At 67.9% G+C, this 12,178-nt stretch carries 12 protein-coding genes, 1 tRNA gene and 1 pseudogene; 5 read left to right on the top strand and 9 right to left on the bottom strand.

Translation table 11 applies throughout. The features are described 5' to 3' along the window. Positions 1-133: 133 nt before the first annotated feature. A complete protein-coding gene (locus AC5JCN_RS10145) occupies positions 134-1,510 on the bottom strand; it encodes a porin (RefSeq protein ID WP_495754905.1) in 1,377 nt (458 codons plus the stop codon). A gap of 500 nt (positions 1,511-2,010) precedes the next feature. Between AC5JCN_RS10145 and AC5JCN_RS10150 the strand changes: the two genes are divergently transcribed. The 4 genes from AC5JCN_RS10150 to AC5JCN_RS10165 all read left to right on the top strand — a co-directional run bounded on the left by AC5JCN_RS10150 (position 2,011) and on the right by AC5JCN_RS10165 (position 5,688). Continuing rightward, a complete protein-coding gene (locus AC5JCN_RS10150) occupies positions 2,011-3,273 on the top strand; it encodes a lytic murein transglycosylase (RefSeq protein WP_495754906.1) in 1,263 nt (420 codons plus the stop codon). Positions 3,274-3,349: 76 nt separating this feature from the next. After that, positions 3,350-3,443 (top strand) — tRNA-Ser (locus tag AC5JCN_RS10155). Between the two features lie 119 nt (positions 3,444-3,562). Continuing rightward, positions 3,563-5,182, top strand: a complete 1,620-nt coding sequence (locus AC5JCN_RS10160; RefSeq protein ID WP_495754907.1) for an ABC-F family ATP-binding cassette domain-containing protein — start codon at positions 3,563-3,565, stop codon at positions 5,180-5,182. Between the two features lie 92 nt (positions 5,183-5,274). Then, entirely contained in the window at positions 5,275-5,688 is a 414-nt protein-coding gene (locus tag AC5JCN_RS10165) for a DUF1801 domain-containing protein (RefSeq protein WP_495754908.1), read from the top strand. A gap of 61 nt (positions 5,689-5,749) precedes the next feature. Here the strand turns inward: AC5JCN_RS10165 and AC5JCN_RS10170 are convergent, their stop codons facing one another. From AC5JCN_RS10170 to AC5JCN_RS10180, 3 genes and pseudogenes are all read right to left on the bottom strand, one after another. Further along, positions 5,750-5,986, bottom strand: coding sequence for a hypothetical protein (locus tag AC5JCN_RS10170; protein ID WP_495754909.1), 237 nt, complete (start codon positions 5,984-5,986; stop codon positions 5,750-5,752). Between the two features lie 149 nt (positions 5,987-6,135). Then, entirely contained in the window at positions 6,136-6,498 is a 363-nt protein-coding gene (locus AC5JCN_RS10175; protein WP_495754971.1) for a hypothetical protein, read from the bottom strand. Positions 6,499-6,507: 9 nt separating this feature from the next. Then, positions 6,508-6,675 (bottom strand): annotated as a pseudogene (locus tag AC5JCN_RS10180) (transposase); the annotation flags it as partial. A 464-nt stretch (positions 6,676-7,139) separates the two neighbouring features. Between AC5JCN_RS10180 and AC5JCN_RS10185 the strand changes: the two are divergent. Beyond that, the gene (locus AC5JCN_RS10185) at positions 7,140-7,637 is read left to right on the top strand and encodes a TspO/MBR family protein (protein ID WP_495754910.1); all 498 of its coding nucleotides are present in this window, start codon (positions 7,140-7,142) and stop codon (positions 7,635-7,637) included. On the opposite strand, the gene AC5JCN_RS10190 is transcribed toward AC5JCN_RS10185, so the two are convergent. From AC5JCN_RS10190 to AC5JCN_RS10210, 5 genes are all read right to left on the bottom strand, one after another. Beyond that, positions 7,638-8,189 (bottom strand): ureidoglycolate lyase, encoded by a 552-nt coding sequence (locus tag AC5JCN_RS10190; RefSeq protein ID WP_495754911.1) that lies wholly within the window; start codon positions 8,187-8,189, stop codon positions 7,638-7,640. An 85-nt stretch (positions 8,190-8,274) separates the two neighbouring features. Beyond that, on the bottom strand, positions 8,275-9,510 hold the full coding sequence (locus AC5JCN_RS10195; protein WP_495754912.1) for an RNA polymerase sigma factor: 1,236 nt from the start codon (positions 9,508-9,510) through the stop codon (positions 8,275-8,277). Next, positions 9,507-9,872 carry a YciI family protein gene (locus tag AC5JCN_RS10200; protein ID WP_495754913.1) on the bottom strand — a complete coding sequence of 122 codons (366 nt, stop codon included), beginning with the start codon at positions 9,870-9,872 and terminating at the stop codon, positions 9,507-9,509. The genes AC5JCN_RS10195 and AC5JCN_RS10200 overlap by 4 nt, the downstream gene beginning before the upstream one ends. A gap of 67 nt (positions 9,873-9,939) precedes the next feature. Continuing rightward, positions 9,940-10,809, bottom strand: a complete 870-nt coding sequence (locus AC5JCN_RS10205) for a DMT family transporter (RefSeq protein WP_495754914.1) — start codon at positions 10,807-10,809, stop codon at positions 9,940-9,942. Positions 10,810-10,963: 154 nt separating this feature from the next. After that, a complete protein-coding gene (locus tag AC5JCN_RS10210) occupies positions 10,964-11,998 on the bottom strand; it encodes a trans-3-hydroxy-L-proline dehydratase (protein WP_495754915.1) in 1,035 nt (344 codons plus the stop codon). Positions 11,999-12,178: the final 180 nt, after the last annotated feature.

A 12,178-nucleotide genomic window follows, 5' to 3' on the forward strand; every position in this document is an offset into this window, starting at 1 on the left:
GCCGGTGGACCACAAACGTACCGACCAACAGTTGCAGCGCGCGTCCGGTTCTCACGATGAGGGCATTACCCCGGACATGAAAAAGCCCCGGCGCATGCGCGCCGGGGCCTGAAGGTACCGATCCTGGGAAGGATCAGAAGTCGCGCTGGACGCGGATGGCGAACTGGACGCCGTCCGTGCTGCGGCGCAGGTAGGTGTCGCCGCCGAGAGCAACCGCGTCGAAGGCGACGCGCTTGGCCTGGGTGTTCACGTAGTTCACCGTGCCCGCCACCGTCAGGTTGCGGATCGGGCTCCAGTTGGCCTGGGCGCCGACCTGCCAGTAGTGGAAGTCACGACCCGGCAGACCGATACCCGTGAGCGGGTCAACCGAGCCCGTCACGTAGCTGCCGGAGTAGTCGACCGCAGTGTAGCCGCCCCAGATGGCCGTCGACACAGTCGGCGTCCAGGTGTGAGAGAACGCCGCGAGAGCGTTCCAGCCCTTGGTCAGCTTGAGGCTGCCGCCGTCGCCGGTGGCGAGAGCGTCGGACCCGACCGTCAGCTGGTTCGACTGGCCGAAGCCACGCGTACCGTTGGCGCCGACATAGAGGAGCGCGCCCTCGGTGTAGGCAGCCTGCAGGTAGAGCGCGTCGCTCGGGCCGAACATCGGCGTGTTGAGCTTCACACCACCCTGCACGGCCCAGCCGTACTTGGTGTTGTCGTCCTGAGTGCCGAACACGTCGAAGGTCGTGGCGCGCACCTGGTGCAGGGCACCAGTCAGCTGGACCTGACCCCAGGCGTCGGCATAGAGCAACCGGCCGATCACGTCGGGAACACGGTAGCCGCCGGGAACCAGCGAGCCGGGCACCGGAGCAAGACCGTAGTAGTTCGGCAGAGAGAACGTGGAGGAAGCCACGCCATCCGTGCCGACATAGTCTTCGATCGAGATCGCGGCCGAGAAGTTGCCGAAGATCGCGGTGTAGGCCGCGCCGATGGCAGAGTGGTCGGATCCCAGCTGGCCGATGTTGTTGTAGGCATCGGCGAAGAAGTCGAAGTACGACTGGTACTTACCGGCCTGGAAGCCGCCCAGCTGCAACCACGCCTTGTCGATGTAGGCTCCGGACTCGTTGAAGCCCTCGCCGACGCGCATGTCGATGAAGGCACGGGCGAGGCCGTACTCCGTCTGCGTGCGGGCGTCGAGAACCAGGGCGCCCGTGGCCGACTGGCCGGAGAAGCGCTGGTTGTAGCCGCGGGCGCCGTAGACGCCAGGTGCCACGATGCCACCGGGAAGCACGTTGATGAGCGAGTTGCTCGGCGGGTTCCAGGTGTACTGGTACCGAGCGAAACCACCCACGCGCAGGCAGACGTCCGAGCCCGGGATGACATAACCAACGAACGCGCCGCCGCCCAGCGAGCAAACGCGCACATATTCGACAGGCGCAGCCTTCCGCACGGGAAGATCCGCGGCCTGAGCCCCGGCCACCGCAGCGAAACCTGCGGCCGTCCCGAGCAGAAGGCTCCTGGTGAGCTTCATACTGACCTCCAAAAGTGTCGATCGCCCCGCCGAGTCGGCCGCGTTGTGCCCCACAGCGCAGAGTGACGAACCCTGTCCGACGAGCCCCCGTTTCTGGCGGAGGCCCTAACTCGCGACAGGTGAATCCCTGTCACGACGCAACCTTAGCTAGCCCCACCGCTCAATCAACTAAACTCACGGTCGTTTTTGGCTAATTGGGGCCAATTGGAGACCCGCGTTGCAAACGTGCAACAAACACGGTTTCGGCCGAAAAAGCCAAAAACATCGTTGTTTCACAGTGATATGGCCGGATCCGGCTAAACTGCGGGATCATCTTGATGAAACGTTGACGACATCAACTGGAGGACAATTCCGGCGAGACATGGCGAAAATCGTGGCGCCCTGCTCGGTCCAAGCCGTTCCCCGCGGCAGAATCGGCGTGGACCTCAACCGCCGTCCGGCGTTGACGCTCCGGCGGCGGCAACCCACTTTCCCCGCAGAAGCCCGGGGGAATCGCCGCCATGACCTGCCCTGCCACCCCCCGGCTGCGCACGCGAATCCGCCTGTTGTCCGTGGCCGGCGCCCTCGCCTGCCTTTGCACCGCCGGGCTCGAAGCCGCGCCGGCCCGGGCGCAGCAGCCGGGACAAGCGGCGGCGCAGCAGGCGGTCGGCACCTTCTCCTCGTTTCTGGAGACGCTGTGGCCTCAGGCCCAAGCGGCAGGCGTGAGTCGCGTCACCTTCGATTCCGTCGTCGCCGGCCTGAAGCCGGATCCGTCGATCGTGGGCGTACCAGCCGCGCAGCCGGAGTTCCTGCGCTCGGTGGGCTCCTATGTCCGCGAGCGCGACGCGCCCGCACGCGTCGCCCGCGGGCGCGCGGAGGCGGAGCGCTGGGGCTCAGCGGCGCAACGCGTGGCGGAGCGCACGGGCGTGCCCGGGGCGATCCTCCTCGCGATCTGGGGCATGGAGACGGACTATGGCCGCTTCGGCGGCGGCAAGGACGTGCTGCGCTCGCTCGCGAGCCTCGCCTTTGCGCACCCCGAGCGCCCCCTCTACGCCCAGGAGTTCGTGGCGGCGCTCACCATCCTGGAAACCGGCGCCCTGCCGCGTGAGCGGCTCACAGGCAGCTGGGCGGGCGCAATGGGCCAACCGCAGTTCATGCCGTCCACTTTCCTCGCCCACGCGGTGAAGCTCGACGGTCCCGGCCGGGGCGACATCTGGGCGTCCCCGGGGGACGTGCTCGCCTCTATCGGCCATCTGCTCGAGGCCGAGGGCTGGACGCGAGGCCTGCCGTGGGGCGCACCCGCTGTCATCCCGCCAGGCTTCGACTACGCCGCTCACCGCCAGACGCTGGCGCAGTGGAAGGCCGCTGGCGTCGTGCCGGCCGAGGGCGGGCCCTGGCCGGGGGATGCACAGGCGACCCTCTACTTCCCCGCCGGGGCGAGAGGGCCCGCATTCCTGCTCACCGCCAACTTCTTCGTCCTGAAGGAATACAACACGTCTGATTCCTACGCGCTCTCCGTCGGGCTATTGGCCGACGCCATCGACGGCGCCACCTCTCCCGCCTGGCCCAAGGACGACCCGGTGCTCACCCGGGCACAGCAGGCGGCCCTGCAGCGCGGCCTCACGGCGCTCGGCTATTATGACGGCGTTGCCGACGGAAAGATCGGGCCGGCCATGCGCGCCGCCATCCACGCCTTCCAGAAGGCCACCGGGTACCACCCCGCCGACGCGCACCCGTCGCCGACACTGCTCAAGGCGGTGCAGGCGGCCGCGGCAACGCGTTGACCGGCTGCGGGCGCGGGGTCCCGCCCCGACTTAGGGTTTGACCCGCCCGCGCCGGGACGGTAGGGAAATCCCCGCCGGAGACGTGGCCGAGTGGCTGAAGGCGGCGGTTTGCTAAACCGTTATAGGGTTGTAAAGCCCTATCGAGGGTTCGAATCCCTCCGTCTCCGCCAGCGTCATTTCCGTCTGCGTGTGCCGGGCCTGCCGGCATTGAACGCCCGGCGCGAAGCGGGTGCCCCTGGCGCCTGTCTGGCCGCAAGGGCGGCGCGGGACGGCCGGTCAGCGGGATTCCATGATTCGCCTCGAGAACATCAGCAAGCAGAACGGCCACCAGATCCTCTTCATCGAGGCGTCCGCCACGCTTCTGCGGGGCGAGAAGGTGGGGCTGGTCGGCCCCAACGGAGCGGGCAAGTCGACGCTGTTCCGGATGATCACCGGGCGCGACACGCCGGATGAGGGCCAGGTGTCCGTCGACCGGGGCATCTCCATCGGCCATTTCAGCCAGGACGTGGGCGAGATGGCCGGCCGCAGCGCGGTGGCCGAGGTGATGGACGGGGCCGGCCCGGTCAGCGTGGTCGCGACGGAATTGCACGCCCTCGAGGGTGCCATGGCCGACCCCGACCGCATGGACGAGCTCGACGGGCTGATCGAGCGCTACGGCGAGGTGCAGGCGCGTTTCGAGGAACTCGGCGGCTACGCGCTGGAAGGCCGCGCGCGGGAGGTGCTCGCCGGCCTCAGCTTCACCCAGGAGATGATGGACGCTGATGTCGGCGCGCTCTCCGGCGGCTGGAAGATGCGCGTCGCCCTGGCGCGCATCCTCCTGATGAACCCCGACGTGATGCTGCTGGACGAGCCGAGCAACCACCTCGACATCGAAAGCCTGATCTGGCTGGAAAATTTCCTGCGCGGCTACGAAGGCGCATTGCTGATGACCTCGCACGACCGCGAGTTCATGAACCGGATCGTCCGCAAGGTGGTCGAGATCGACGGCGGATCGCTGACGACCTACGCCGGCGACTACGGCTTCTACGAACAGCAGCGGGCGATGAACGAGCGGCAGCAGCAGGCCCAGTTCGAGCGCCAGCAGGCCATGCTCGCCAAGGAAATCAAGTTCATCGAGCGCTTCAAGGCCCGCGCATCCCATGCCGCGCAGGTGCAGAGCCGGGTGAAGAAGCTCGACAAGATCGAGCGGGTGGAGCCGCCGCGCAGGCGGCAGGCGGTGTCCTTCGAGTTCCCCCCTGCCCCGCGCTCCGGCGACGACGTCGTCAGCCTGAAGGGGGTGCACAAGGCCTATGGCAGCCGGCGTATCTATGCCGACCTCGATTTCCAGGTCCAGCGCCGCGAGCGCTGGTGCATCATGGGGATCAACGGCGCCGGCAAGTCGACGCTGCTCAAGCTGGTGGCCGGCACGACGCAGCCGGACGCAGGACGCGTCACGCTCGGCAGCAGCGTCAAGATGGGCTACTTCGCCCAGCACGCCATGGAGCTCCTGGACGGCGAACGGACCGTGTTCGAGACGCTGGAAGACAGCTTCCCGCAGGCCAACCAGGGCTCCCTGCGCACGCTGGCCGGCTGCTTCGGCTTCTCCGGCGACGACGTGGAGAAGCGCTGCCGGGTGCTGTCGGGCGGCGAGAAGGCCCGGCTGGTGATGGCGCTCATGCTGTACGACCCGCCGAACCTGCTGATCCTCGACGAGCCGACCAACCACCTCGACATGGCCACCAAGGACATGCTCGTCGACGCGCTGGCCCAGTTCGAGGGCACGATGCTGTTCGTCTCCCACGACCGGCACTTCCTCGCCTCCCTGTCCAACCGCGTCCTGGAACTGACGCCGGACGGCGTGCACCAGTATGGTGGCGGCTACACGGAATATGTCGCCCGCACCGGCCACGAGGCACCCGGGGTCGGCTGATCACGGGTTGATCTCCGGCCGCCTCCGGACGATTCTGGCACGCGGGGCGCGGCGCCTGCCGGGGTCAATGCACCGGTCCTGCAGGAGGACACATGAGCGAGCAGGACGACGCCTCCGCGCGCATCGATGCCCGGATCGCGAGCCTCGCCGACTGGCGCGGCGACGTGCTGGCGCGCATGCGCGCCCTGGTACGGAAGGCTGATCCCGCCGTCGTCGAGACCGTGAAGTGGGTCAAGCCTACGAACCCGTCGGGTGTGCCGACCTGGGAACACGACGGCATCCTGTGCACAGGCGAGGTCTACAAGGATTACGTCAAGCTGACCTTCGCCCACGGCGCCGCGCTGGAGGATCCCTCCGGAGTGTTCAACGCCGGCTTCGGGGGCGGCACACGCCGCGCCATCGACATCCGCCGGGGTGAGCAGGTCGACGAAGACGCGTTCATGGCTATCGTGCGCAGCGCGGTGGCGGTCAACGTCGCGCGGCGGACGAACGCCCGGAAGAAATGATCCGCCTTCTGCAGTGCTGCAGAAGATCCTGGCGACCTGGCAGGGCCGCGATCTGCCAGACTTACCCGGCTGCCGTCAGCTGGGCGAGGCTGAGCGCAATCAGCCCGGATGCCGTCGGACGGAACGCCTCGCGGCCATCCAGGGAGACTGGCTCCAGCCAGCCGCGCGCGGCCAGGAGCTGCAGGGTCATCCGGTCGATGCCGCTGACATCGAGCCTCGCGCAGGGCTTCTCAGCGCATCGCGCCATGATGCGCAGCTCGGCCTCGTGAAGGCTCCGGTGTACTCCGGGATGGTTCACTGCGCGCTCCAGTACACGACCGCAAGCCGGTTCAATTGACTTTAAGTGAGTGTATGGAGAGCGGGTCCTGCCCACGTCAAGAATTGAAAAAACTTGACGATAACCTACGAGCAGAGCTGGTTAACGGTCACCACGTTGGACGCCGATGTTCAAGCCCCTTCAGGCTCCCCGCGTCCGTGGTCCGCCTCACTGAAATGCGCCAGCAAATTCAATTGTGACCCAATGGTGCGGAGCACGTCGCCCAGATTGCGCCGAGACGCCTCCCAGGCATCGATATGGCCTTGCAACGTGCGGCAGCGCGCCTCCAGTTCAGCCACGCGACGCTCGAGTCCGCGCACGACATCGTCCTCGGCAGCCCCGGCCGGGCGCCGCGCGCCGGAGGACAGCACGTCACCATAGGAAAAGAGCAACCCGCCCTGCGGACGCGACCGCTCTGAATGAATTCGCCTTTCCGACAACGGCACACGTCCACTCGCAGGTTCGGCCGTCTCATGGCCGATTGCGTCGCCCATCAACGACTTCCGCCACGCGTAAATCGAGACCGCGCTGACACCATACTTGCGCGCAACTCCCAGGACCGTGGCTCCCGGGGCCATTGCCTCCTCGAGGATCCTGACCTTGTCCGAGGACGACCAACGGCGCCGGCTGGGCGGAACGTCCTGCGGGGGCGTGGCTGGCTGCTTCGCCATTGCGGCCTCGAATCCATACTTGTTTAACTCACACGCATTATAGGCTGTGAATCAGGTTGCGCAAGCTTCTATAAATATAAATGAACGCAAGTGACGAGTTATGCACGACAGTCAACGCTGATTTCGCTCAAACGCGTGCCACATTCGAGACAAACTGTACGGATCGAACAGATCATTAAACTATATGCGAGTTTGGACTCAAATTTTAATGACCCGCAGACTTGCAGTCCAAACCTAATGTAAACTTAACATTGCCCGTGCCGGGATTGTGCCGTGGGCCTAACGGGTTCAGCTTCCGAATGAAACATCGGCCGCAGCCATCCCGGCTTGGCATGAATTAAGTCAATTACCAGGACCCGAAACGCCCCCCGGTGTGGGCACGCGCTTCTCCTGCGATCTCTGGGCGCTGGCCTGTCGGGCCGGGAACGGTCACACTGGCCGCACGCATCGGTGGGGACATCGCAATGGACGATTCCTGGTTCGGACTCTGGATCTTCGTGGGGGTCTGCGTGGCCGCGGCCCTGAGCGGGGTCCTGTTCCCGCCCGGCCGGTGGTACGAAGGACTGCGGAAGCCGTCGTGGCGTCCGCCGAACTGGCTCTTCGCTCCGGCCTGGACGATCCTCTACGGCACCATCGCCGTCGCCGGATGGCTCGTCTGGCGCAAGGCGGGCTGGGAGGGCGCCGCCCTTCCCCTCACCATATACGGGATCCAGCTCGTGCTGAACGCGGCGTGGTCGGGCATCTTCTTCAGCCTGAAGCGGATGGACCTCGCCTTCGCTGAACTGTGCCTGCTCTGGATTGCCATCCTCGCGACCATCGTGAGCTTTCACGCGGTCGAGCCCGGCGCCGCGTGGCTTCTCGTGCCCTACCTCTGCTGGGTGACCTTCGCCGGCATCCTCAACTTCACCATGTGGCGGCTGAACCGCGGACTCCAGCCCGAGGCGACCCGCGGAGCGGCCTGACTACGGCCGGGGAAGCGGGTCCGCCATGGGCCGCGGCGCCGCCGAGCCGTGGCCGTCCGGCACGACCATCAGCGGCCGGGACAGCGTGCGCTCCTCGCAGTCGCGCTCCGTGCCGGTCTCCCACATCATCATCAGGAAACGTCCCGGGCGCTCCAGAGCGACGAGCGGCAGGTGCCATACGCCCGGCGCATAGACGATGCCGCTGCCCGGGCGGGCGATGAAAGCGCGTGCGCGCTCCATGTCCGGCCCGCCGTCGCCGGCCAGCGGGGCGACCGCGACGAGGAAGTCCCCCCCGTCCACGGAGACGAACATCTGCGAGGTCAGCGGGTGCCGCTCGACGAGGGCGAGCGACACCGGCCAGTGCGACGGCGCGATCTCGTAGAAGGCGAGCGACGGCGAGGCCGCGCCCGTGCTGTGCACGAGGGACGCCGGGACATCGGTGCGAAGACCCCTGCCCTCATTGACGCGGCGGGATATCCCCGCCGCCTCGATCACGGAGCCAAACGGAGCAAAGGCCTCCTGGTCGAGCGGTCCGGCAGGCAGGCTGTGCATGAGGAGACTCCGTGCGGGGTCGCCACACTAGCCTTGCCCGCGCCGCCCGGAAACGCGCGGATGGACACGGCAGGTCCGCTTCATCTCAGGGGGCGAGCTGGTCGAGATGCCGCCGGATATGGGCGGCCTCGGCCGGCGTGCCGGCCAGCGCGATGGCGCGGTCGAAGGCAATGCGGGCCTCCTCCGTCCGTCCGAGCTGGGAAAGAAAGGCCCCGCGGGCACCCTGGAACTGGAAATAGGCGGAGAGCCGGCCCGCGAGGGGGTCTATCAGGTCGAGGGCAGCCTGCGGCCCCCGCACCTTCCCCACGGCAACCGCCCGGTTCAGCGTCACGACCGGCGAGGGCTGCAGCTGCTCCAGCAGCGCGTAGAGAAGCTCGATCTCCGTCCAGTCGGTCTCCGCAGGCGTCGCGGCGCGCGCATGCAGCGCCGCTATGGCGGCCTGGACCTGATAGGTGCCGGGCCGGCGGTGCCGCATGGCCTTGTCCACGAGAGCCAGCCCCTCCGCGATCATCCGGCGGTACCAGAGCGTCCGGTCCTGGTTGTCCAGCAGCACGATCTGCCCGGAGGCGTCGAAACGGGCTCGGGTGCGGGCATGCTGCAGCAGCATCAGCGCCAGGAGACCCATGATCTCCGGTTCCGTCTTGAACAGGCGCAGCAGCAGGCGGGCGAGACGGATCGCCTCGTCGCAGAGCGGGGCGCGCGCGCCGTCGGGATCGGGTGCGGAATAGCCCTGGTTGAAGACGAGGTAGAGCATCGCCGCCACCACGCCCAGGCGTTCAGAGCGCTCCACCGGACCGGGCGTCTCGAACGCGACGTCGGCCTGCGCGATCCTGGCCTTGGCGCGCGTGATGCGCTGTTCCATCGCGGCCTCGCTCACCAGGAAGGCTCGCGCGATCTGGCGGACCGACAGGCCGCTGACCACCCGCAGCGCGAGGGCGATCTGCTGCGGCGGCGGCAGGTCGGGATGACAACAGATGAAGAGCAGGCGCAGGACGTCGTCGCGGTAGTGGGAATCATCCAGCCGCTCGGCCATGTCCGTCTCCGCGTCGCCGGTGTCGGAGATCGTCTCTTCCGGCGGCAGCGGCTGCTGCCGCGCCAGCTTGCGGGACCTGTCGAGCGCCGCGTTGCGCCCGACGAAGATGAGCCACGCCGCTGGATCGCGCGGCGGCCCGTTCTCGGGCCAGGTTCTCAGGGCGCGCAGGCAGGCGTCCTGGTAGGCCTCCTCGGCCGTGTCGAGGTCGCGGAAGTAGCGCATCAGCGCGCCAACCGCCTGCGGCCGCGCGGCAACCAGCGCCGCCTCGATCCAGGCCGAGGCGGTCACCGCGGCAAGGTCCCGGGCTGCGCGAAGGCCACCGGCCTGATCTCGAATGCACCTGCACCGCCGCCGGCTTCGGCGAGCTCGCGCGCGGTGGCGATGGCCTCTTCGAGCCCGGCGCAGTCGACCAGGAAGAAGCCCAGCAGCTGCTCCTTGGTCTCGGCATAGGGGCCGTCGATGACGGTGGCCTCGCGCCCCTTGCGAAGGGTCGTGGCAGCGGTCGTGGGCAGGAGGCGAGCCGTGGGCCCGAGCCGCCCGGCGGATGCCAGGGCCTCCGTCACGCGGCCGATCCGCTCCATGACCGATCCGTTTTCCTCGCAGCTCATGGCAACGTCTTCGCAATCGTAGCACAGCAGGGCGTACAGCATGGCCGGCTCCTCCCCTGCAAAGGACGCTCGCGGCTGCGTGGTTCCGACAAGGACCGCTCGCGAAACATCAGTCTCCGCGGCTGCGCACCACGTAGACGCCCGCGGCGATGATCATGACGATCCCGAGCAGCGTCCAGAGGTCCGGCACGGCCCCGAAAACGAGCACTCCGAACACCGTCGCGGCGATGATCTGCGCGTAGGTGAAGGGCGCCAGAACTCCCGCCGGCGCCAGCCCGAAGGCGCGGATCATGAGGACCTGTGCGATGCCGAAGACGAGGCCGAGCCCAAGCATCAGCCAGGTATGGGCCGCATCGAGCGGCTCCCACGTCCAGATCACGAAGGGCGTCGAGATCGCGACACCCACCGCCAGCGTCCAGGCGAGCGTCCCCGACGGCGTCTCGCCCCCGGCGGCGAGCTTGCGGGTGAAGATCTGGAACAGGGCGTAGAACACGGCGGCAATCAGCGGATAGACGACGGCGACCGACAATGTGCCGAAGCCGGGGCGCGCGACGATCAGCACGGCGAGGAACCCGACGACGACGCCGATCCAGCTCGCCACCGGCACCTTCTCGCCCAGCATGGGACCCGACAGCGCCACGACGAGAAACGGCCCCGCGAACAGGATCACCGTCGCCTCCGCGAGGGGAAGGTTGCGCACCGCCAGCACCATCGTGCTGCTGATGACGAGCGGCGCCAGCCCGCGCAGCACCTGAAGGCCCGGGCGCCCGGTGCGGAAGAGGCTGGTCCACTGGCGAGGTGCCGTGGTGGCGAAGAGCACCGGCAGGGCGAGCGCGTATCGCGCCCAGACGATCTGCGCCACCGACTGGTGGTCGGACAGGATCTTGCTGAGCCCGTCGACGCAGCCGAAGAGGCAGGACGAGAGGACGAGGAGCGCGATGCCGCGCAGCCTCTCGCGTGCGTCCTGCTGGGCGATCATCGCGGTTCCTCCCGAACGGCTCGGGCGGCCGCTTGGCAGGACCATAGCGGTGTCGAGGCGCATCCGTCAGGAGTGACTTTGCGGACGGGTCGAGCCGCCAGCCCGCCTGGTCAGGACGGCGCAGGCGCGACGTCTCCCGCGCCGGCCCGGCGCATCATTGGCCGAGGCTCGGCCAGGTGTCGGACAGCCGGTAGCCCGAGGGCCAGGGATCGTCAGGGTCCAGCATCCATTGCATCGTCCCCGTGATCCACGCCCGGCCCGTGACGGACGGCAGGATCGCGCTGCGCCCGGCGACGGTGGTCTCTTCCTCGATGCGGCAGCGGAACTCGGACCCGATGATCGAGCGCCCGACGAAGACGTCGCCGACCTTGAGCACGCCGCGCGCATGCAGCACCGCCATGCGGGCCGAGCAGCCGGTGCCGGTCGGCGAGCGGTCGATCTTGCCCGGACGAATGGCGACCGCGTTCAGTCCGGTCGCGATGCCGTCCTCGATCACCACCGGTGCGGCGATCTGACAGAACGAGATGTGGTCCCACCCTGCGAGTTCGGGATGCTGGAATCCCAGCTGCTCGTTGGCGGCCGAGGTGATGCGCATCCCGGTCTCGGCGAGGTCGCGCGCCTCGTCGGCCGTCAGCGCGAAGCCGAGGTCATGGGCATCGGCGATGACGAAACTGTCGCCGCCATAGGCCGTGTCCACCGTCAGCGTGCCCAGCCCCGGCACTTCCAGGGATGCAGCCAGCCTGTCGGCGAAGGAGGGCACGTTGCGCACGGTGACACGATGCGCCTTGCCGTCCCGGCACTCGGCTGCGACCGCGACGAGCCCCCCCGGCGCTTCCATGAAGAACCGCGTCTCCGGCTCCGTCATCGGCACGATGCCGGTGTCGAGCAGCACCGTCGCGACGCATATGGAATTGGAGCCGGACATGGGCGGCGTGTCGGCCGGCTCCATGATGATGAAGCCCGCCGCCGCACGCGGGTCCTTCGGCGGCACCAGCAGGTTGACGTGCCGGAACACTCCACCCCGCGGCTCATTGAGCACGAAGTTGCGCAGCGCTCCGTCAGAGGCAATGAAGCGGGACTGCTCCCAGACCGTGTCGCCGGGTGGAGGCGCCACGCCCCCCACGATCACGTCGCCGACCTCGCCCTCCGCATGGCACCCGACCACCTGAACAACGCGGGAGGTGCGCATCGAATTGCCCGATCACTGTTCGTAACGCTTGCCCCGGAGGGTATCCGGTCCGATGCTGGACGCGAAGGCCCGGGGCGTCCAGAAGCCTGCGTGGCGCAAACTGGCTCCATCCGTGATCCGGACTGGACCATACATGCGCCACGAGAAATCGAGCGATGGACAGCTTTAGGCCGAATTTCG

The sequence above is a fragment of the Alsobacter sp. genome (assembly GCF_059501845.1).